The 20,584-nt window shown below is 64.2% G+C and carries 16 protein-coding genes; 5 read left to right on the top strand and 11 right to left on the bottom strand.

Going from position 1 to position 20,584, the window contains the following annotated elements:
* Nucleotides 1-76: 76 nt before the first annotated feature.
* From xylA to L2I41_RS17625, 3 genes are read right to left on the bottom strand one after another with little or no spacing between them, the layout of a single operon-like run.
* On the bottom strand, nt 77-1,393 hold the full coding sequence (gene xylA / locus L2I41_RS17635) for a xylose isomerase (protein ID WP_237154894.1): 1,317 nt from the start codon (nt 1,391-1,393) through the stop codon (nt 77-79).
* A gap of 26 nt (nt 1,394-1,419) precedes the next feature.
* Nucleotides 1,420-2,877 (bottom strand): xylulokinase, encoded by a 1,458-nt coding sequence (gene xylB, locus L2I41_RS17630; protein ID WP_237154906.1) that lies wholly within the window; start codon nt 2,875-2,877, stop codon nt 1,420-1,422.
* Nucleotides 2,878-2,937: 60 nt separating this feature from the next.
* Nucleotides 2,938-3,960, bottom strand: a complete 1,023-nt coding sequence (locus L2I41_RS17625; protein WP_237154893.1) for a LacI family DNA-binding transcriptional regulator — start codon at nt 3,958-3,960, stop codon at nt 2,938-2,940.
* Between the two features lie 273 nt (nt 3,961-4,233).
* Here L2I41_RS17625 and L2I41_RS17620 point away from each other — a divergent pair, with 273 nt between their 5' ends.
* Nucleotides 4,234-4,545, top strand: a complete 312-nt coding sequence (locus tag L2I41_RS17620) for a PAAR domain-containing protein (protein ID WP_237154892.1) — start codon at nt 4,234-4,236, stop codon at nt 4,543-4,545.
* A gap of 373 nt (nt 4,546-4,918) precedes the next feature.
* Nucleotides 4,919-5,329: a DUF6455 family protein gene (locus L2I41_RS17615; RefSeq protein ID WP_237154891.1), complete on the top strand. Its 411-nt coding sequence runs from the start codon at nt 4,919-4,921 to the stop codon at nt 5,327-5,329.
* An 82-nt stretch (nt 5,330-5,411) separates the two neighbouring features.
* On the opposite strand, the gene L2I41_RS21570 is transcribed toward L2I41_RS17615, so the two are convergent.
* Together L2I41_RS21570 and L2I41_RS21565 are read right to left on the bottom strand one after the other, a co-directional pair.
* Nucleotides 5,412-6,593, bottom strand: coding sequence for a hypothetical protein (locus L2I41_RS21570; RefSeq protein ID WP_237154890.1), 1,182 nt, complete (start codon nt 6,591-6,593; stop codon nt 5,412-5,414).
* A 22-nt stretch (nt 6,594-6,615) separates the two neighbouring features.
* Complete coding sequence (locus L2I41_RS21565) at nt 6,616-7,641, bottom strand: hypothetical protein (RefSeq protein WP_304610563.1); 1,026 nt, start codon at nt 7,639-7,641, stop codon at nt 6,616-6,618.
* A 262-nt stretch (nt 7,642-7,903) separates the two neighbouring features.
* Between L2I41_RS21565 and L2I41_RS17600 the strand changes: the two genes are divergently transcribed.
* Nucleotides 7,904-8,128, top strand: a complete 225-nt coding sequence (locus tag L2I41_RS17600; protein WP_237154889.1) for a hypothetical protein — start codon at nt 7,904-7,906, stop codon at nt 8,126-8,128.
* Between the two features lie 228 nt (nt 8,129-8,356).
* Here L2I41_RS17600 and L2I41_RS21560 read toward each other — a convergent pair whose 3' ends face one another.
* The 5 genes from L2I41_RS21560 to L2I41_RS17575 form a co-directional block, all read right to left on the bottom strand.
* Entirely contained in the window at nt 8,357-9,445 is a 1,089-nt protein-coding gene (locus L2I41_RS21560; protein ID WP_304610562.1) for a hypothetical protein, read from the bottom strand.
* Between the two features lie 206 nt (nt 9,446-9,651).
* Nucleotides 9,652-10,983 carry a reverse transcriptase family protein gene (locus tag L2I41_RS17590; RefSeq protein WP_237154888.1) on the bottom strand — a complete coding sequence of 444 codons (1,332 nt, stop codon included), beginning with the start codon at nt 10,981-10,983 and terminating at the stop codon, nt 9,652-9,654.
* Nucleotides 10,984-11,272: 289 nt separating this feature from the next.
* Nucleotides 11,273-12,697 carry a hypothetical protein gene (locus L2I41_RS17585; RefSeq protein WP_237154887.1) on the bottom strand — a complete coding sequence of 475 codons (1,425 nt, stop codon included), beginning with the start codon at nt 12,695-12,697 and terminating at the stop codon, nt 11,273-11,275.
* A gap of 416 nt (nt 12,698-13,113) precedes the next feature.
* Complete coding sequence (locus L2I41_RS17580) at nt 13,114-14,499, bottom strand: dipeptidase (protein ID WP_237154886.1); 1,386 nt, start codon at nt 14,497-14,499, stop codon at nt 13,114-13,116.
* A 114-nt stretch (nt 14,500-14,613) separates the two neighbouring features.
* Nucleotides 14,614-16,272, bottom strand: a complete 1,659-nt coding sequence (locus L2I41_RS17575) for a vWA domain-containing protein (RefSeq protein ID WP_237154885.1) — start codon at nt 16,270-16,272, stop codon at nt 14,614-14,616.
* 286 nt (nt 16,273-16,558) lie between these two features.
* Here L2I41_RS17575 and L2I41_RS17570 point away from each other — a divergent pair, with 286 nt between their 5' ends.
* On the top strand, nt 16,559-17,077 hold the full coding sequence (locus L2I41_RS17570) for a hypothetical protein (RefSeq protein WP_237154884.1): 519 nt from the start codon (nt 16,559-16,561) through the stop codon (nt 17,075-17,077).
* A 144-nt stretch (nt 17,078-17,221) separates the two neighbouring features.
* The gene (locus tag L2I41_RS17565; RefSeq protein WP_237154883.1) at nt 17,222-18,355 is read left to right on the top strand and encodes an NHL repeat-containing protein; all 1,134 of its coding nucleotides are present in this window, start codon (nt 17,222-17,224) and stop codon (nt 18,353-18,355) included.
* A gap of 83 nt (nt 18,356-18,438) precedes the next feature.
* Here the strand turns inward: L2I41_RS17565 and scpA are convergent, their stop codons facing one another.
* A complete protein-coding gene (scpA, locus tag L2I41_RS17560) occupies nt 18,439-20,583 on the bottom strand; it encodes a methylmalonyl-CoA mutase (protein ID WP_237154882.1) in 2,145 nt (714 codons plus the stop codon).
* Nucleotide 20,584: the final 1 nt, after the last annotated feature.

The following is a 20,584-nucleotide window of genomic DNA, read 5'->3' as shown; positions in this document are numbered from 1 at the left end:
CTGAGAAAGACGCGCGCAAAAAACATCGGCCGGGAGCGAGTCCCGGCCGACGACATTTCAGCAGCTTGTGAAGCGGTCAGTTGAACAGGTTCACCAGCGCTTCGAGATATTCCTGCTTGCCGGACACCGGCTGCGGGTTGATGGACTTCTTCTCGACATACTCGGCCAGTTCTTCAAGGCTGCGCTTGCCCTTGAGGATGGCCTTGCCTTCCTTGTCGCCCCAACCGGCGTAGCGGTCTTCCACATGCTTGGCGAGACGGCCGTCCTCGATGATGGCGGCGGCGTTGAGCAGCGCCCTGGCGGCGGCGTCCATGGAGGCGGCGTGACCGATGACCAGGTCGACCGGCTCCAGCGACTGGCGGCGGATCTTGGCGTCGAAGTTGAAGCCACCGGTGGTGAAGCCGCCGGCCTTGATGATCTCCAGCATGGCCAGCGTCAGTTCCGGCACGCTCATGGCGAACTGGTCCGTATCCCAGCCGTGACGGTCGTCGCCGCGGTTGAGGTCGACCGAGCCGAAGATGCCGAGAGCCGAGGCAAGCGCCAGCTCGTGCTCGAAGGTGTGACCGGCGAGGATGGCGTGGTTCTGCTCGATGTTGACCTGGATTTCCTTCTCGAGACCGACCGACTTCAGGAAGGAATAGACGGTGGCAACGTCGAAGTCATACTGGTGCTTGGTCGGCTCCTTGGGCTTCGGCTCGATCAGCAGCGCGCCCTTGAAACCGATCTTGTGCTTGTAGTCGACAACCATCTGCAGGAAGCGGCCGAGCTGGTCGAACTCCTGGCGCAGGTTGGTGTTGAGCAGCGTCTCGTAGCCCTCGCGACCGCCCCACAGCACATAGTTCTCGCCACCGAGTTCCTTGGTGACGTCCATGGCGTTCTTCACCTGCGCGGCGGCATAGGCGAAGACTTCCGGGTCCGGATTGGTGGCGGCGCCGGCCATGAAGCGGCGGTTGGAGAACAGGTTGGCCGTGCCCCAGAGCAGCTTGACGCCAGTCTTCTTCTGCTTCTTGTGGAAGATGTCGACGATCTCGCGGACATTCTTGTTGGACTCGGCGAGCGTGGCGCCTTCCGGAGCGATGTCGCGGTCATGGAAGGTGTAGAAGGGCACGTCGAGGATCTGGAACAGATCGAAGGCGACGTCGGCCTTCACCTTGGCCAGCTCCAGCTCGCTCTTGCCGTCGAACCAGGGGCGCAGGAAGGTGGAGCCGCCGAACGGATCGCCGCCACCCCAGGCGAAGCTGTGCCAGTAGCAGACGGCAAAGCGGAAGTGGTCTTCCATGCGCTTGCCGAGAACCACCTGATCCTTGTTGTAATAGCGGAAGGCGAGCGGGTTCTTGCTCTCCGGGCCTTCGTACTTGACGGGCTCGATGCCGTCCCAGAACGGATGCGTCATGATCTTTCCTCGTGTTGTGCCGGGCCTCAGGCGAGGGCGGCTTTAATGGCAGGATAAAGGGCGCGATACTTGGCGTAGCGATCGGCATAGGCCGCGGCGAGCGCCTTGTCCGGTTCGATGCTGCGGGCGACGGGCGGCGGCGTCAGCGTCTCGAAGGGATCGTCGCCGGTGGCGGCGATGCGGCCGAGACGGGCAGCGCCGAAGGCCCCGCCGTAGTCGCCCTCGGCGGTGATGTCGAGCGGCCGGTCAAGCACGGCCGCCATGATCTGCAGCCAGGCTTCCGAGCGGGAACCGCCGCCGACGGCGAAGGCGCGCGTGATATCGGTGCCGGCGTCATTGAGCACGCGCAGGCAGTCGCGGAAGGCGAAGGCGACGCCCTCAAGCACGGCCTGCGTCATCGCGGCGCGATCGGAGGTGTGGCTGAGGCCGACGAAGGCGCCGCGCGCGCCGGCGTCGTTATGCGGGGTCCGTTCACCCGACAGATAGGGCAGGAACAGGAGCGGCGACGGCGCGGCCGGCTTGGGATCGAGGCCCTTGGTAAGGTCGGGTGCCGGCGTATCGAGGAGGTGCGACAGCCACTGCAGGCTGTCGGTGGCCGAGAGGATCACGCCCATCTGGTGCCAGGTGTTGGGCACGGCATGGCAGAAGGCGTGCACGGCGCCGTCGGTGTTGGGCGAGAAGGAGGCGTTGGAGACGAACAGCACGCCGGACGTGCCGAGCGAGGCAAAGGCAACGCCGGGCTTGACGGCGCCCATGCCGACGGCGCTCGCGGCATTGTCGCCGCCGCCACCCGCGACCACGGGCGTCCTGGACATGCCCCAGCGGCTGACCAGGCTGTCGCGCAGCGAGCCGGAGACATCGGTGCCTTCAACGAGGCGCGGCATGTGCGAGAGATTGAGATCGGTGGCGGCCAGAAGCTCCGGCGACCACTGGCGCTTGCCCACGTCGAGCCAGAGCGTGCCGGCAGCGTCCGACATGTCGGACGCATATTCGCCGGTGAGCCAGAGGCGCACATAATCCTTGGGCAGCAGCACCTTGGCGACCTTGGCGAAGAGCTCCGGCTCGTGCTTCTTGACCCAGGCGAGCTTGGGCGCGGTGAAGCCGGGCATGGCGATATTGCCGGCGATGGCGCGCGAAGCCGTGCAGCGCGCCTCGATCTCGGCGCATTCGGCCGCCGAGCGGCCGTCGTTCCAGAGGATAGCCGGGCGGAGCGGCTTGTCAGCCGCGTCGAGCAGGGTCGCGCCGTGCATCTGGCCGGAGAGGCCGATGCCGGTGACGGCGGCGAGCTCCTTGGGATGGCTCGCCTTCAGCTTGTCGATGGCGCCTTGCGTCGCCGCGATCCAGCTGTCGCCGTCCTGTTCGGACCAGCCGGGATGGGGACGGGTGACCTCAAGCAACACGGTGGCCGAGGCGAGGATGGCCTCACCATCGCCAACCAGAACCGCCTTGACCGAGGACGTACCGATGTCCAGGCCGAGATAAATGCTCATGAACTCCTCCCGAGCGGTTGCAGGTTCAGCTGCTCCGCTTGCTGATTTTCGGTCTCACCAGAGATTGTCGCGCAGGAAAATGTCGATGCGAATGCGTTCCTGGTCGTCGAGGATCGACCATTCCGAGGTCAGCGCCTGCATGACGCGCGCCGCCGAACGGGCCTCGTGGCCGGCATCCTGATTGATGATGGCGTCGATGGTGCCGCGGATCAGCGCGGCCCGGTTCTCGTCGGTCAGTTCGTGGGCGACGCAGATGATGCTGCGCGAGCGGCCGCTGGCTTCAAGGGCGGCGATGATGCCCGAGGTGCCGGCGCCGGCGTTGTAGATGCCGGAGAGATCGGGATGCTCGCGCAGGATCTCGTCAAGCGCAGTGCGCACGCGGGCCGGATCGTCGCGCCCCTCGCGCACGGCGATGACCTGCACGTCGGGAAAGTCCTGCGCGATCACCTGTTCGAAGCCGAAGCGACGTTCGGCGTGGTCCCGCAGCGCCAGCGAGCCGGCGATCAGCGCCACCTTGCCGGTGCGCCCCGGCAGGAAGCGGCCGACGATGGAGCCGGCCGTGCGACCGGCGGCGGTGTTGTCGATGCCGATGAAGCGGTCGCGCCGCGACGACGGCACGTCCGACACCAGCGTCACCACGGCGATTCCCTCGGCCTTCAGCGCATTGATCGCTTCGCGCACCGAGGGGTGATCCAGCGCCGTGACGGCGACGCCGCCGTAATTGGCATGATGGACATCCCTCAAGGCGGCAGCGAGCACTTCGCCATCGAAGATGTCGACATGGCGGATATCGAAGGTCGCGCCCTTGAAGGGCAGCCACTCGCCGAGCTGGCGGATCGAGCTTTCCAGCGCCATGAAGAAGGGGTTTTTGCCTTTCGGCAGCAAAAACATGAACTTGCTGGAAGACGGCTGAACGCGGGCCGCCAGCGACGACGGCGCGTAACCCAACTGCCGGATGGCACTTTCCACCTTTTCGACAGTCGCCCCCCGCACGCCCTCACGCCGGTTGAGCACGCGGTCGACCGTGGCAATGCTGACGCCCGCCGCTTCCGCAACGGTTTTGAGCGTGACTTTCATTGAGGGGACCCGCCTCCGGTTCTGAGTTGTTTCACTCACTACTCTGTTCAAATCACATCGTCAACAATCGTAAAAGCCGGTATCGGAGGTCAGAGATGGCTTGCGTCGCCTCAAAGACTGGGAAATGATGGGATCACATCGACGAAGTTGCTGCGGTCCAGCCAATCCTGCGGAGCGATACGGCCGGAAGGGCGTCGGCGGTCGGTAGAAGGGGAGTGCGTGACGATGATCGGAACCTGTGGACGAGTAGGGCTCGGGTTGGTCTTGGCTGTCATGACCGGCACGAGCGCCCTTGCCGACGGCGGTGCCGTGGATGGCAACGGTGGGCCGGGCGTGATCACCGGCGGCGAGGTCAATGTCCTCATCGACGGCATGCCCGCCGCCACCGTCGGCGACCCGACATCAGCGGGTGGCGTCGTGACCGGCGGGTCGTCCAATGTCTTCATCAATGGCCGACCGGTGGTGACCGTCGGCAGCCCCACCGAATGCGGCGGCGTGGTGGTGGGCGGCGCCTCCGGCGTGTTCATCAACGGTCGTCCGGTCGCAGGAACCGGCAGCGCAACATCACCATGTCCGGGGCAATAATCCGCTGATGACACCGAGGTTGCCGGGTTAGCGTGCCCTGGAACTGTGAAAGACACTGCTTTCGTGAATTTATATGGTGAAAGTCACATTTCTATCAATACTGCATGCAAGGGGTAAGTTACGTAGGTGTACTGATGAACTTTTGTCTCAATCTATTGAAATTTCAGAATAACCTAGTCTGTAATTCCATGGGTTTGACCTTAAAGAGCGGTGGATTTATTGATTCCGATCAACGTCTGATTCACTGGTTTGGTGTAAAAAGCTAGTCATGATCGGTTCCGAACGAAGAGTCGGACCACCGCCGGAGCGCGAGGCGCAGCCGTCCAACGACGTCAATGCCGCCATCACGACGCTCACGGACAGGAGCAAAGCCATGGCATATCTCGATACTGCCCATCATGAATCCGTTCTCGCCCGCTTTGTGCGCTGGTGGCAGGAGCGGGCCGCTCAGCGGCGGGCAATGGCCGAACTGCAGTCGCTCGGCGACGTCGGCCTCACGGAACTTGCGACGGACCTGGGCCTCAGCGTCGGTCAGCTGCTGTCGGCCGTGGAGCACGACCAGCACGCCGCCGACGAACTCTACCGCATGATGACCGAACTCGGCCTCGACGCCGAGGAGATCGAGCGGGCGCAGGGCATGCTGTTCCGCGACCTGCAGATGACCTGTGCCGCCTGCGAGCACAAGGGCGCCTGCCATTATGACCTGGAGCATCACACGGCCCAGCGTCACTTCACCGACTATTGCCCGAACGCGGCAACGCTGTCGGAGCTGCGCGCGAGCTGAGGGCGCGGGCTCAGGAGTTTAGGGGGAGAGCGGCGGGCGTACGGGGTGAAAACCTCGTGCGCCCGCGGTGTTTTTGGGATGGTCAGTTGGTGACCATGATATAGCCATCGGTGCTGCCGACCCAAACATCATGCGGTTGCAACAAGTAGATGCATGCGCCGATCTGCCATGTGCCGGCTGCCATGACCTTCGTGGCCGAATAGGTCAACGTGCGGTAGCCAGAGTATACTGACGAGGTCGACTGATCAGGAGGCAGCGAATCTTTAATGTAGAGATTGGGGTTGAAAAGTATGGGCGCCGAAGACGGTTTCGATGCATCTCTGTAGCACATTGAGATCACAATACCGTTTTCGTCGTCCGTGTCCGACGACCGCAACTGGAAGGATTCGGACGCCATGACCCGCTGGTTGGCTGTGGTCTTGATAGTGGCAAGGTGCGTTGAGTTGATAAAGACAGTCTTGTTGAAATCTTGAACGCCACGGATTGTGTCGCCTCCGGTCGAGGCAAGCGAGATCGTCGAGATCACGCCGGTTGGACCCTGCGGTCCGGTCGCACCCGTGTTGCCCTTGGGGCCTTGCGGGCCTGTGGCACCGGCAAGCCCGGGCAGACCTGTTGCCCCCTTCGGTCCCTGTGGGCCGGTGGCGCCAGCCGGCCCCTGCGGGCCCATCGGGCCGATATCGCCAGTATCACCCTTCGGGCCTTGAGCACCGGTTTCACCCTGCGGCCCCGTATCTCCGGTGTCACCCTTCGGCCCCTGCGGGCCGGTATCGCCGGTGGCGCCCTTGGCGCCGGTGCTGCCCTTGGAGACGAGCTGGTCCCAGTAAGCGGTTTGCGTCGTGGGGTCCTTGCCGGTGTTGGCGCTGCCGGTCGCCTTGGCGCGCCAGGCGGACCCCTTGTAGCTGACGACGTCGTTTTCCTCATAGGTCGCGGTCGACGACCAGGCGCCCATGGCGTTGAGGCCCTGCGGTCCGCAATCGGCAACGATGGCCTGGGCGGCAATGGTTGCGGAGGTACCGACGGTCAGGTCGACCATGCAATCCTTGGGAAGGTAGAGCACCGAGAAGGCAAACTTGCGGCTCGCCGGATCGACGGTGGCCGTGAACTGTCCGTCGAGTTTGATCGAAGAACCGCTGGATGCGGTGCCCTCGACGACCAGCTTGCCTGCGGCGATCTCCGACTTTGTGACGGTGACGCCGGCCTGGGCGGTGACGGGGGCAAGTATGGCCGTAGAATAGACAAGCGCCTTGGCGAAGAAATTGGTCATAACATGAACTCCCGGATAAATATCAATTGATCGCCATGACCCAGCCGAAACCGAATGTTCCGGTCAGGTTGAGGCTGGTTGTCTGTGTAGAGCTGATGCAGGCGCCAATCGTCCAAGTACCCTTAGTTAAGTACTTGGCTGAGTCAGTTTGAGCATATACCTTGGTGTCAGATACATATACTGGAGTAGTCTGATTGAAGGCTGCCACCGGTGCGGATGGGGTGTTTGGGGCCTGATAGCAAACCGCAATTGCGACCAAGACATCTGACACGCTGTAGAGCGGGACTGTGGCGTGGGCGATAAGGGTTTTGCCTTGGGGGAGTGTGATGGAGGTGGTCTGGCCTATGAACCGCCATTTTCCGTACATGGTGTTCCAGTCCACATAGGGCAGGTCGCTCCCAAATGTGCTGCCAAGGACAACACCGTCAGCCCCAGCCGCGCCCGTATTTCCCTTCGGTCCCTGCGGTCCGGTCGCGCCCGTATTTCCCTTGGGTCCCTGCGGTCCTTGCGGCCCGGTGTCGCCGATATCACCCTTGGGGCCCTGCGGTCCGGTATCGCCGGTGGCGCCCTTGGCGCCGGTGCTGCCCTTGGAGACCAGCTGGTCCCAGTAAGCGGTTTGCGTCGAAGGATCCTTGTCGAGATTGGCGCTGCCGATCGCCTTGGCGCGCCAGGCGGACCCCTTGTAGCTGACCACGTCGTTTTCTTCGTAGGTGGTGGTCGACGACCAGGCACCAAGGGCGTTGAGGCCCTGCGGACCGCAATCGGCGACGACGGCCTGCGCGGCGACGGTGGCGGAGGAGCCGACGGTGAGGTCGACGATGCAATCCTTGGGCAGATATACCTGCGAGAAGGAGAACTTATGGGTCGCCGGATCGACGGGCGCCGTGAACTGCCCGTCGAGCTTGATGGACGTGCCGCTGGACGCAGTACCCTGAACCACCAGTTTACCGGCAGAAATTTCGGACTTGGTAACAGTAACGCCGGCAAAAGCAGTACCACTGGCGGCGAGCAGAGCGAGCCCTGCGGTCGTTGAAAGAGCGAGCTTCAAAATTTGATCCTCCAAATATACCCATCGAGAGGTTCTGGCGTGGCTATGGCCCTGAGTTACGGGCTGATCGAGAGAACAATTTGACCCAAATATGCGGCGTGCATTCAAATATTTTCAAATGAAACAAATTCGTAACAAGTGCTATCGATGCATGTTGATGTTCGGTTCCGGGCCGAACTTTCCCCTTGACGCATACATAAGTTGCCGCGATAGGTCAATATGCGTAGGTATTTTGTGGTTATTGTGGGTAAAGTGTGGCAAAATGCCAATAATTACCTGCTTTTTCAACGGATCGCCGGGCGATTTGGCTTTTGCCTCCTTGACCCGATTTGCAGCGCGGTTTTCGTGCGATGCGAAAGATGCCATTTCCAATCCAAGATCGGGTTGTGCGGTACGCCTCTGCCAAAACTTTTTTGTGGCGACCGAGATCGGCCACGACGCCGAGGAGATCGAGCGGGCGCAGGGCATGCTGTTCCGCGACAGCTGAGGGCGCGGGCTCAGGAGTTTAGGGGGAGAGCGGCGGGCGTACGGGGTGAAAACCTCGTGCGCCCGCAGTTTATTTGGCGGGGGTCAGTTGGTGATCAGCACCCAGCCGTCAACATCTACTTGGACTTGGTCCTGTGCCCCGAGGCAAAGACAGGACCCAACTCTCCAATGGCCGTCTCCATATCTCCCCTGGCTGGCGAAAGTGACCTGATCTGATCGCGGCCGACGCTCAATTGCAGATGGCGAGTACGTTGAACGAGTCATCTTGTGGGACAAGTCCGGCAGTTATGACGCGCGCGAAGTTCGGCCGGCGGCTTGTGCCGGCAACTTCGGCTTCCGGACCAATGTATATGCGCGACGAGCCGGAGAAATCGCTGATCAACGTGGCCTGCAGCGCGCAGTTATCGACATTTTGTGCGAATTTGACGGCATAGACGCCATCCTTGTTGGCGACACGGCTGGCGGAGAGTACGCCGCTGGCATGGGAAATGCTGCCATCGAACCGGACGGCTGCATACATGATGCGACCGCTGAAGCTGCCGGTCGGGCCTTGTGGGCCAGCCGGGCCGCGCGGTCCCGTCGCGCCCTGCGATCCAGTGGCACCACGCGGCCCTGTCGCGCCCGTCTCACCCCGTGGACCAGCAGGCCCCGTCAGCCCGGTTGCGCCTGTTGCCCCGCGCGGTCCTTGCTCACCAGGCGTTCCGGGGGTGCCATCAGTGCCGGGCAGTCCCTGCGGACCGATCGGCCCGGTGGCTCCGGTGTCGCCCTTCGGACCGGCAGGGCCTGTGGCACCGGTGTTGCCTTTGTCCCCCTTGGGACCGGCAGGCCCCGTGGCACCGGTGTTGCCTTTGGCGGCGAGCTTTTCCCAGAAGTCGCCGCTGGAAGTGGGCGTCTTGTTCTTGTTGACGGCGTCGGTGGCCTTGGCGCGCCAGGTGGCGCCGGCCTGGGTGACGACGTCATTTTCCACATAGGTGTTGGTGGAGGACCAGGATCCGCGAGGATTGAGCCCGCGCGGGCCGCAATTGGCCACGACGGCACGGGCGGCCGTGTTCGCGGTGTTGCCAAGCGTCAGCTTCACGATGCAGCTCACGGGCAGATAGATTTCGGAAAAGCGGAACTTGTGGGTCGATCCGTCGATATTGGCGGTGAACCTGCCGTCGAGCTTGATGGTGGTTCCCGACGAGCTGGTGCCCTCGACCACCAGTTTGCCCGCGGCGATCTCGGACTTGGTGATGGTGACGCCGGCAAAGGCCGGAGCGGCGGAAAGCAACGCCAGGCCGGCGAGGAGAGGTGACCGGAAAATGCGGGAAAAGGGCATGGGAATGATCCTGCTTGCTGGGCCAAAACTATGAAACGAAACTAGACGGAGATCGCCCATCCTGCTGTTCCCGGGGAAACAGCAACCGCAGGCCCGCCGCGAAACGTTGCGGCGGGCCTGCGGCACGTCAATTGTTTTCACGGGTTCGTGATTGGTGCAACAAATTTAAGGGAAAATACATAATTGGGCCGGCGCCCGTCTCGGGCTCATTCCGCAATCCGGTCGAACAGTGCCCGCAGCTTCAGCCCGCGAGCCGGATTGACCTGTTCGAACCAGGCGATGCGGCCGTTGAGGTGGTCGCGAAAATGCGGCAATCCCTCGCGGTTCTGGCTGGCAAGGCCGTGGCGGCAGGCGTTGGTGAGGATGGCCTTGAGGAGGTCGTAGCTTGGACGCGGCAGGTTCAGGTGCGCGTTGACGGTAACGCCGAGCACCTGCTGTCGGCCGCTCGACGGCATGATGCGCGTCTTGTCGGGGTGGAGGGCGTAGCCCTCGGCGGCGGCGATCTCGGAGACCAGGCGGAGGAAGCGCTGCGACTGGCGCAACTGCGGCCCGCTGCCGGAGAAGACGAGGTCGTCGGCATAGCGGCTGTAACTGGCGTCGAGCCGGGAGGCGAGGCTGGACAGGCGCACGTCCAGACCATAGGCGGCGAGATTGGCGAGTGCCGGCGAGGTGGGCGCGCCCTGCGGCAGATGCCGCACGCGCAGCCGGCGGCGTGTCTCCGGCGGCAGCAGCAGGCCATCGAGCGCCGGCGAGGGCGTACGCGTCGTCACGAGACCGGTGAGAAGATGAGCAACGGCGTCGGGATAGCCGAGGTGCCGGAACAGGCGCCAGACGCGGCCGATCGGCGTGGAGGGAAAGAAATCCGCAAGATCGACGGCCACAACGAGGCCTTCGCCCGCATGCGGGTTGACGGCGGTGAGGACGCTGCGGCCGGCGATGAACCCATGTGCCGCCGGATGCGCCGGCACATGGGCGAGGATGCCGGCCAGGATCTGCCGCTGGATGGCTTTCAGTCGCGTCTTCGGCGCTTCGATGAGGCGCAGCCGGCCGCTCGCCTTGGCGACGGCGCGGAGCGAATAATGCTGGAGCGGTGGCTGGGTCTCGCCCCGTTGCGGCAGAGTGGCGGCGAACCAGTCGAGCTCGGTCGGCGTCAGGCCGAGCCAGGCGGCAAGCTCGCCGCTGGTGGCAAGGCAGGGCAGGGGAAGACCGGCAAATCGCGATGCTGGCCGGAACAGCGGCGGCGTGAGAGGCGGCGCCAGGACAAGGCGGCGGCGCTGGACCGTTTGCAGGATGCGGACGAAGGAGGGAGCGTCTTCGATGATCTGGCCGAGGCGACGCTCCGGCCCACAGGCGACAGACGCATCGGCGGCCAGCAGACGCGCAAGAGAGGCAACCGAGCCGGGAGCGGCACCTTGCAGCACGTGAGTGAACGTGTCGACGAGCGCCGTCTCCGTCCAGGCCGCCGTCGTCGACAGGGCGTGGACCAGTGCCGAGGCCAGCGCCGTGCGGCCAATGGGCGGGGTGCGCTCCTCTTGCATCAACTCCCCCAGACAGGCGTCGGACCGATCAACCCTACATGTCCTGCATGAGCGGTCCTGGGCAGAGCCCAGTGCTGTTCATGCGGCGGAAGTGTCCAGGTAACAAGGCTGCCGCGGGGTAACCCCGCAGCTCTCCCCCATCGCACGCGATGACGGGAGTATCTTGACCGGTCCGACGTTGGGTTGAAAGTAAGGCGAGGGTGGGGAAGGTGTCAAATCAGCTATGTGGCCAGCCGAAGGGCCTATCCCGTCGGCAAGCTGTGAGGGCCGCACAAACCGGATGGCCGGATCAATTGAACACCATGGCATAGCCGATCGAATAGTCGTTGTTGCCAAGCGTGGCGGCGTTGGGATTGGAGATGCAGAGCCCGACCCTGTAGTCGCCCGCAGAGTCGACGCTCATCATGTCGCTTGCCGAGACGATGGACCGCACGGATGTAACGGGTGTCGCCAAAAACGAACTCGGATTGAATGGAGTGACTCCGCCGCTGCCGACAGGGGTTTGGTAGCACACATTCACGTTTATTTCCTGGGAAGCATTGGCTGTGCTGAGGCCGACCACAGCACTTGCCTGCACAGCAATCTTTTGCCCGACAGCGGCAGAGACGGTGGTCGTCCCTCCTGCAAATTTAAAACCGTAGGTGTTTCCCGGAATTGCCACTACAGCGCCGCCAAGCCGACTGACCGTCACAATGCCGGTCGCGCCGGCGGGACCGGCCGGGCCTGTTGTACCTGTCGCTCCGGCGGGACCGGCTGGGCCCGTCGTACCTGTCGCGCCGGTGGGACCGGCAGGCCCTTGCGGACCGGTCGCGCCCGTTGGGCCGGTGGGACCAGCCGGCCCTTGCGGGCCTGTCGCGCCTGTCGCACCCGTATCACCCTTCAGGCCTTGCGGGCCCGTAGCCCCCGTGTCGCCCGTCGCGCCCTTGGCGACAAGGATCTCCCAGAAGGCGGTCTGGGTTGCCGGGTCCCTGTCGAGGTTGGCGCCGGCGTTGGCGAGCGCCCGATAGGCAGAGCCTGCGCTGGTGACCACGTCGTTCTCAACATAAGTCGTGGCCGGCGACCAGGCGCCGCGCGCAGTGAGACCTTGCGGACCCGTCGGACCTTGCGGGCCGGCGGCCCCTGTATCGCCCTTGGGGCCGGCGGGGCCGATCGCACCGTCGGCACCGGCGGGACCAGTCGGACCTGCCGGACCCTGCGGCCCCGTCGCGCCCGTGTTGCCCCTGGGGCCGGTCGCTCCGGTATCGCCCTTGGCGGCGAGCTGTTCCCAGAAGGCGGTCTGGCTGGATGGGTTCTTGTTGAGATTGGGACTGCTGTTGGGCTTGGCGCGCCAGGTGGAGCCGCCGAAGGTGACGACATCGTCTGCGCTATAGGTCACCGCCGACGACCAGGCACCGCGTGCGTCGAGACCCTTGGGGCCGCAATCGGCCACCACGGCTTCAGACACGACGGTCTTGGAAGAGCCGAGCGTCAGCGAGACCATGCAATCCTTGGGAAGGTAGACGGCCGAAAAGGCAAACTTGCGCGTGGAAGCGTTGATGGCGGTCGTGACCTTGCCATCCAGCGTGATGGAGCTGCCGGTCGAAGACGTGCCCTCGACGACGAGCTTGCCGGCGCTGATGGCCGATTTGGTGATGGTGACGCCGGCCTGGGCCAGCGGGGCAATCAAGAGGGCTGAGGAAAACACGCCCGCGGCGAAAATGAATGATGTGCGCATGAAACACCCGGAAGGCTGCACGGACCCGAGGGATCGTGAGTCAGGAAATCGATGCCTTGCAGATAGCGGTGATCACGCCGTTTGGTGGGACAAACTTTGGTGGGAGTAGCCGTGAAGGCTTGGCGGAAGTTGCGACGGGCTTCCCGCGAAGCTTGGGGAGTTGACTGTCCAAGCTGTTGAAATCAGACGGAAATATGGGTGCCTGGGCGGATGGAGGCACGCCTGGAGTGAGATCGGGCCCCGCCCGGAGGTGGGGCCGCGGCGTCCGATAAGGGTAAATTTTGACGCCTCGCGTGGGGACGAACGGTGCGGTGAACGCCCGACCGCAGGACCAAAAGGCGCGGGCGGCGCCGGTCAGGTGGACACGGGAAAGGGCCGTCGCGCTGCGTGGTGCCACGCGACGGCCCGTGTCGACCTCAGCCCGCCAGCGCGGTGAGGATGCGAGCCCAGGAGCGCATGCCCTTGTGGAAGGACTGAAGCTCATACTTTTCGTTGGGGCTGTGGATGCGGTCGTCGGGCAGGCCGAAGCCGATCATCAAGGCGTCCATGCCGAGGATGTGGCGGAAATAGCCGGCGATCGGGATCGAGCCGCCCGAGCCGGTGATGGCAGCGGGCTTGCCCCATTCTTCCGTGAGCGCGGCGCGGGCGGCGGCGAGTTCGCGGCTGTCGAAGGGAAGCTGCACGGCCGGGCTGCCGCCATGCTCGTGGAAGGTGACGGAGGCCGACGGCGGCAGAGAGTCCTTGACATATTTGCGCAGGGCGGCGCGCAGCTTCACCGGGTCCTGCTTGCCGACGAGGCGGAAGGACACCTTTGCGGTGGCTTTCGCCGGCAGCACGGTCTTGAAGCCGTCGCCGGCATAACCGCCGACGATGCCGTTGACCTCGCAGGTGGGGCGCGCCCAGATCTTTTCGAGCACGGTGCGATCCACCTCGCCCGCCGGGGCGGTGAGGCCGACGTCCTTCAGGAAGGCGGCGCCGTCAAAGCCGAGATTGTCCCAGTTGGCGCGCAGATCGGCGGGAATGTCGATGACGCCGTCATAGAAGCCGGGCAGGGTGACCTTGCCGGTCTCGTCATGCAGGCCGGCGAGGATCTTCGTCAGCACATGGATCGGGTTGAGGGCGGCACCGCCGAACATGCCCGAATGCAGGTCGCGATCGGCGCAGGAGATGGTGAACTCCTCACCGACAAGACCGCGCAGCATGCAGGCGATGGCCGGCGTGTCGCGGTTCCACATGTCGGTGTCGCAGATCATGGCGACCTGCTTGGACAGCTCCGCCTTGTTGGCCTCGAGGAAGGGCACCAGCGAGGGCGAACCGGACTCTTCTTCGCCTTCGGCCAGGATGGTCACGTTGAGCGGCAGGGCGCCGGTGACGGCGACATAGGCGCGGCAGGCCTCGACGAAGGTCATCATCTGGCCCTTGTCGTCCTCGGCGCCACGGGCGAGAATCCGCTTGGTTCCGTTCGGCATGGTGGCGATGGACGGCTCGAAGGGCGGGGTGTCCCACAGTTCCAGCGGGTCGACCGGCTGCACGTCATAATGGCCGTAGAACAGCACATGCGGCTTGTCCGGACCGGCCTTGGTGTAATGGCCGACCACCATGGGATGGCCCGGCGTCGGCCGGACGGTGGTGTCGAAACCGATGCCGGTGAGCTCGGCGGCCAGCCAGTCGGCGGCGCGGGCGCAATCGGCCTTGTAGGCCGGATCGGCGGAAATCGAGGGAATGCGCAACAGATCGAACAGGCGATCGAGGCTCGACTGCAGATCGGCGTCGATGCGGGTGAGAACGGCGGAAAGGGACATGGGAACTCCGGACGGCACTCTCGTATCAAAATACAATCGCCGCGAGACGCTGAGACGACTCGCGGCGGGCGCTTGGGTGACGAGGTTAGCGCGGAAGGGCGGGGGAGGCCACCCTCACTTGGTGGCTGTCACCTCGGTGCGTTCGCCGGCCTTCACCGTGAAGGGGAACTCCTTGCGCTCCTCGCTGTCGGAGGAGAGCCAGGCGCGCAGGACATAGTCGCCGGCCGGCAGGGTGAAGTTGTAGTCGGCGTCATAGGAGGTGTTGAACTCCTTCTGCTTGCCGTCGATCGACTTGGCGGCACCGACGATGTCGGTGCGGTAGAGACCGTCGGCCTTGATGCCAACGACGCCCGCATTCAGGATCACCGTGGCCTCGGTGCGCTCGCCGGCCTTCACGGAGACGGGTACCTCGGCGGTGGCGGCGCCGAGACGGGCGAACAGCACATAATCACCGGCGCCAAGGTCGAACTTCTCGCCGTCGCCGTAGCCGTTGGAAACGGAGTTGCGCGTGCCGTCGATGTTGGCCTTGGGCTCGTCAACCTCGAAGAAGATCTCGCCGCCCTCGACGGCGGGACCGCCGGGCGCGTAGAGCGCCTTGGCAACGACGACGCCTGCACCGACCACGACGGTCTTCTCCACCGTCTCGCCGGCCTTGATGTCGAAGTGACTGGAGACGGTGGCGTCGCCGATCTTCACCGCAAAGGTGACGCTGCCGGCCGGCACGAAGAACTTCGACGGGCCATAGCTGGTTTCGTCGCCGAGGCCGGTGGTCAGCGTGATCGAGGCGTCGGGCTCGCTCTTGCCGCCCTCGGTGCGGGTGGCGTCCATCTTGACGATGCCGGCGTTGAGCACGAAGTCCTGCTTGAGATCCTCGCCCGCCTTGAGCGTGACGGGGATATCGATCTTCACCTTGCCGAGGCGGGCGCTGACCACATAATCGCCGGGCTCCTTGACCTCGGGCTTGAAGACGCCACCGTAGGTGGACTCGACCGTCGCGCCGACAGATCCGTCGGCCTGATCGGGCTTGCGGATCTCCCAAAAGAGATCGTCGGCAGTGAAGGGCTGGCCGCCTTCGGCGAGCGTGGCGGTGCCTTCGAACAGGTGGTCGACCGCCACTTCCTGCGGCGCCGGCGCTGGTGCGGGCGCCGGCTCGGCGGCGGCCTTCACGGTTTCCTTGAGCGCTTCGCCAAGCGTCCTGGCATCGTCGGCGGAGAAATACTTGCCACCGGTGCGGTCGGCGAGGCAGGCAATCTTCTTGCCCTCGTCCTTGGTCAGGCCGAAGCCGACCACATGGGCGGTGAAGTCGACGCCGGACTTTTCAAGCTCGTCGGCCAAGGCGCAAGGGTCGGCGTCACAGGTCTCGAGGCCGTCGGTGACCAGGATGACGGTGGCCTTCTGCTCGGAATACTTCAGCGCTTCGGCAGCCTGGCGGACCGAGGCGGTGATCGGCGTCATGCCCTTGGGGCGGATGCCGGCGACGGCCTTGTTGATGGCGTCCGCATTGCCAGTACCGGGCGGTACCATCAGCTGGATATCCTGGCAGCTGCCTTTTTCACGGTGACCGTAGACCATCAGACCGAGGTCGAGATCGGCGGGCAGTCCGGAGAGTACGGACTTCAGCGTGTCGCGGGCGATCTCGATCTTCGCCTTGCCGCCGATCTGCCCCCACATGGAGCCCGACGCATCGAAGACGACGATCGCCTGATCATTGGCGAGAACGGGGGCGGACGAAAGAAGCAAGGCCGCAAGGGCAGTGCGGAAACTGGCGGTCATGAACGTGGCTCCGAAAATGAGTAGCAATAATCTATCTACGGTCTGGTTGAGCCGACTTGGGCAACCCCGACAAAATGACTTCCAGGCATGAGGGGAGATCGACCGTGTCCCCTTGCGGATCAGGAATAATGCTGACAATATCCCCCAGTCTTGCGTGAGACAAGATCGGCGGCGGTTTGATTATCGATTTCATGTTGCATTGTTTCGCTGCGCCAGAAGTTGCATTTCTGCAAGACGTATAGCCCTGCCGATGAGCAGGTCTTTGATTTTACAATGAGGTTTTCAAATGTTGAAGTATTCCGCCCTTCTGGGGACTTTCGCCCTTGCACTTGCAGCTGGCGCATCGATGCCGGCGAGCGCTGCCACCAAGATCATCTCGCTGTCCGGCCCGAGCTTCGTGCGCCATTGCCCCTGCACCAGCTCGACGGTGGAAAATGTCGAGAATGGCATGCTGGTGCCGACTGATGAGCAGACCTTCTATGCCAACGTGGATTTCCCCGTGGACGGCGAGAAGATCTGTTCCGTCAGCATGTATTATGAGGATCTCAACGCCAACGACAGCTTGAAGGTCACGCTGAAGCGCAAGGCGATCGTCAGCACCTCGGCGGAGACCGCGCCGTCCGTTCTGGCGACCCTCACCAGCCAGTCGGGCGTCACCACCAACATGCGCAAGGTGACGACCACGGCGATCAGCAAGCCGCTGATCGACGAAGCCAAGGGCTTCTATTACGTCGAAGCCAAGGCCATCACGACCAACCTCAATCTCGTTGGTGTTCAGATCACCACCGGTCCCACCTGCAAGTAAGCGCAACCGACGCCACCCTTGTTTCGGGCAAGGCGCGTCGGCGGACGCCCGGCCTGATGACTACGGAGCGATTTCTTGTCGATCAGGTGATTGCACCTGACCGGAAAGCGCTCCGGGCCGGCTATTGATCATGGAGTATCAGGAATGCGTGGTTTCAGGATGTTGCTGTCGGCGGCAGGCGCGCTTGCCGGTGCCCTCTTGGCGGGACAGGCGCTGGCGGGAGTCCCTTCCGGCGTGCACCACCAGACGCTTTGGGTGCCCGACTATGTCGGCAAGAAGATCTATCGCTATTACATCGACCAGACCGTCAACCCTGTGAAGATGACCAGCACCGTCATCAATCTGGCGAGCAAGAACTGCAATCCCAACAGCGTCGCCGTCTCTTCCGGCAAGCTCTATGTGGCTTGCAACAGCGGCTTCGGTGGCGCCGACAAGGTGCTGGTCTACAAGACGTCCAACCGCGCCTATGTGAAGACGATTGCAGGTCTCGCCAGTGACGGTCACGCTTATTTCGCCGGAAGCGGCCTCGTGGGGATCGCCTTCGACAAGCACAAGAACATGTGGCTGAGCGGCTATGCCGCCAACTCGCTCTACCGCATTCCCGCGGCCGAGGTGACGGCAGCCAGCTACAAGGTCGACCGGGTGGTGGTGAACTCGCCCGATCAGCCGGCTGGTCTCACTGTGGCGTCCGACGGCGGCTTCTGGGTCGTCGGCCAGTATTCCGGCGGCATTCTGCTGAAGTTCGACGATGCCACGCTGAATGTGGCCGGCACCTTCGACTACAAGAATCCGCTCAATCCGAACCCCAGCTATTGCCTCTCCAACAACATCGACGGCTGCAACCCGGTCGACGGGCTGTTCAATGCGCCGGAAGGCGTGGCAAGCTTCGGCGGCGCCATCTGGGTTTCCAACAACGGCGGCAACAAGCCGGCCAAGACCCTGGTCCGTGCCGTTCCGGGGGCTGGCGGCAGCTTCACCACCGGCACCTATGGCGGCGCTTTCGGCAAGCCCTTCGCTTGCCCGGGCGGTCTGTTTACCGCCAGCAAGACCGGCGCGACGCCGCAGCTCTGGGTCAATGACGAGGGATATGGTGTCAAGGGCACCGACTGCGGCGCGTCGGAGCCGTTCCAGCTGTCCGGGGTCGGCCGCGTGCTGGCCTTCAAGAGCGCCGATCTGATGAACAGCAAGGCCGCGCCCAAGCCGGAGACCTTCCCCGGCTGGGACAAGTTGCGGACCGGCAGTCCGGGCTTTGGTGGCATCGCTGTCGAACTCGACTGACGGACTGCCAGCCTGAAGACAACAAACCGGCGGTTCCTGGAAGGGAGCCGCCGGTTTTGCCTTTCAGGCCCAAACGTCCGCTGTCAGTGCCCGAGCTGGGCCGACAGCTTGTCCAGCAGGGCGCTGGCGGCCTCCGCGATGACGGTGCCGGGCGGGAAGATGGCGGCGGCGCCGGCGGCGGTCAGCGCGTCATAGTCCTGCGGCGGCACCACGCCGCCCACCACGATCATGATGTCGGGGCGGCCCTCGGCGGCCAGCGCCGCCTTCAGCGCCGGCACCAGCGTCAGGTGACCGGCGGCGAGCGAGGAGACGCCGACCACGTGCACGTCATTCTCGACGGCCTGGCGGGCGGCTTCCTCCGGCGTGGCGAACAGCGGCCCGATGTCCACGTCGAAGCCGAGATCGGCGAAGGCCGAGGCGATCACCTTCTGGCCGCGGTCGTGACCGTCCTGGCCCATCTTGGCGACGAGAATGCGCGGCCGGCGGCCGTCGGCTTCCTCGAAGGCGGCGACCTTGGTGGCGATGGTGTTGAGGGCATCGGACATGGCGGCAACCTCGCGCTTGTAGACCCCGGAGATAGCACGGATTTCCGCCTTGTGCCGGCCGAAGACCTTTTCCATGGCGAGCGAGATTTCGCCGACGGTGGCCTTTGCGCGGGCGGCGTCGATGGAGAGGGCGAGGAGATTGCCCGAGCCTTCCGAGGCGGCGCGGGTCAGCGCGTCAAGTGCGGCCTCGACCGCCTTGGGATCGCGCTCGGCGCGCAGCGCGGTGAGCTTGGCGATCTGGGCGGCACGCACGGCGGAATTGTCCACCTGCCGCACGTCGATCGGCTTCTCGCCCTCGACGCGATACTTGTTGACGCCGATCACGGCCTGGGCACCGCTGTCGATGCGGGCCTGCGTGCGGGCGGCGGCTTCCTCGATGCGCAGCTTGGGGATGCCCGCCTCGATGGCCTTGGCCATGCCGCCGAGCGCCTCGACCTCCTTGATATGCTCGAGCGCGCGGCTGGCGAGATCATAGGTGAGCTTCTCCACATAGAAGGAGCCGCCCCAGGGATCGATGATCTTGGTGGTGGCGCTTTCCTCCTGCAGCACGATCTGGGTGTTGCGGGCGATGCGGGCGGAGAAGTCGGTGGGCAGTGCCAGCGCCTCGTCGAGCGCGTTGGTGTGCAGCGACTGGGTGTGGCCCTGCGTCGCCGCCATGGCCTCGATCATGGTGCGGACCACGTTGTTGAACGGGTCCTGCGCGGTGAGCGACCAGCCGGAGGTCTGGCTGTGGGTGCGCAGCGACAGCGAGCGGCTGTCCTTGGGATCGAACTCGCGCTTCATCAGGATCGCCCAGAGCAGGCGCGCGGCGCGCAGCTTGGCGATCTCCATGAAATAGTTCATGCCGATCGCCCAGAAGAAGGAGAGGCGCGGCGCGAAGCGATCGACCGGCATGCCGGCCTTGATGCCGGCGCGCACATATTCGATGCCGTCGGCGATGGTATAGGCGAGTTCGAGATCGGCCGTCGCCCCGGCTTCCTGCATGTGATAGCCGGAAATCGAGATGGAGTTGAACTTCGGCATATGTGCCGAGGTGTGCGAGAAGATGTCGGAGATGATCCGCATCGACGGCGCCGGCGGGTAGATATAGGTGTTGCGGACCATGAACTCCTTGAGGATGTCGTTCTGGATGGTCCCGGAGAGCTTGTCCTGCGGCACGCCCTGTTCTTCGGCGGCAACCACGAACAGCGACAGGATCGGCAGCACCGCGCCGTTCATCGTCATGGAAACGCTCATCTGATCCAGCGGGATGCCGGAAAACAGCGTGCGCATGTCGTAGATGGAGTCGATGGCGACACCCGCCATGCCGACGTCGCCGGCGACACGCGGATGGTCGGAGTCATAGCCGCGGTGGGTGGCCAGATCGAAGGCGACCGACAGGCCCTTCTGGCCTTGTTCGAGATTGCGGCGATAGAAGGCGTTGGAGTCTTCCGCCGTGGAGAAGCCGGCATATTGCCGGATCGTCCAGGGCTGCTGCACATACATGGTGGGATAGGGGCCGCGCACGAAGGGCGCCAAGCCCGGCCAGGTCTCGGTGTGGCGCAGTCCGGCGGTGTCGGCGGCGGTGTAGACCGGCTGGACGTCGATGCCTTCCGGCGTGGTCCAGGCGGAGGCGGCGCCGGCGTCGGTGGGAAGGTCGACGCGGCGATAGGCGATGTCGGCGAAGGAGGGGCGGGTAACCATC

It is taken from the genome of Oryzibacter oryziterrae, from assembly GCF_021864535.1.
Taxonomy (GTDB): domain Bacteria; phylum Pseudomonadota; class Alphaproteobacteria; order Rhizobiales; family Pleomorphomonadaceae; genus Pleomorphomonas; species Pleomorphomonas oryziterrae.
The sequence above is the reverse complement of the archived record's forward strand: the minus strand, read 5'-3'. Positions and strand labels throughout refer to the sequence as shown.

Bases quoted from the DNA above. Each gene is read 5' to 3' on its own strand.
- L2I41_RS17625 (WP_237154893.1), bottom strand. From the start codon at position 3,960: ATGAAAGTCACGCTCAAAACCGTTGCGGAAGCGGCGGGCGTCAGCATT.
- L2I41_RS17620 (WP_237154892.1), top strand. From the start codon at position 4,234: ATGACCGGCACGAGCGCCCTTGCCGACGGCGGTGCCGTGGATGGCAAC.
- L2I41_RS17580 (WP_237154886.1), bottom strand. From the start codon at position 14,499: ATGTCCCTTTCCGCCGTTCTCACCCGCATCGACGCCGATCTGCAGTCG.
- L2I41_RS21570 (WP_237154890.1), bottom strand. From the start codon at position 6,593: ATGACCAATTTCTTCGCCAAGGCGCTTGTCTATTCTACGGCCATACTT.
- L2I41_RS21560 (WP_304610562.1), bottom strand. From the start codon at position 9,445: ATGCCCTTTTCCCGCATTTTCCGGTCACCTCTCCTCGCCGGCCTGGCG.
- L2I41_RS17575 (WP_237154885.1), bottom strand. From the start codon at position 16,272: ATGACCGCCAGTTTCCGCACTGCCCTTGCGGCCTTGCTTCTTTCGTCC.
- L2I41_RS17600 (WP_237154889.1), top strand. From the start codon at position 7,904: ATGCCAATAATTACCTGCTTTTTCAACGGATCGCCGGGCGATTTGGCT.
- L2I41_RS17590 (WP_237154888.1), bottom strand. From the start codon at position 10,983: ATGCAAGAGGAGCGCACCCCGCCCATTGGCCGCACGGCGCTGGCCTCG.
- L2I41_RS17585 (WP_237154887.1), bottom strand. From the start codon at position 12,697: ATGCGCACATCATTCATTTTCGCCGCGGGCGTGTTTTCCTCAGCCCTC.
- L2I41_RS17570 (WP_237154884.1), top strand. From the start codon at position 16,559: ATGTTGAAGTATTCCGCCCTTCTGGGGACTTTCGCCCTTGCACTTGCA.
- L2I41_RS17615 (WP_237154891.1), top strand. From the start codon at position 4,919: ATGGCATATCTCGATACTGCCCATCATGAATCCGTTCTCGCCCGCTTT.
- xylA (WP_237154894.1), bottom strand. From the start codon at position 1,393: ATGACGCATCCGTTCTGGGACGGCATCGAGCCCGTCAAGTACGAAGGC.
- L2I41_RS17565 (WP_237154883.1), top strand. From the start codon at position 17,222: ATGCGTGGTTTCAGGATGTTGCTGTCGGCGGCAGGCGCGCTTGCCGGT.
- scpA (WP_237154882.1), bottom strand. From the start codon at position 20,583: ATGGTTACCCGCCCCTCCTTCGCCGACATCGCCTATCGCCGCGTCGAC.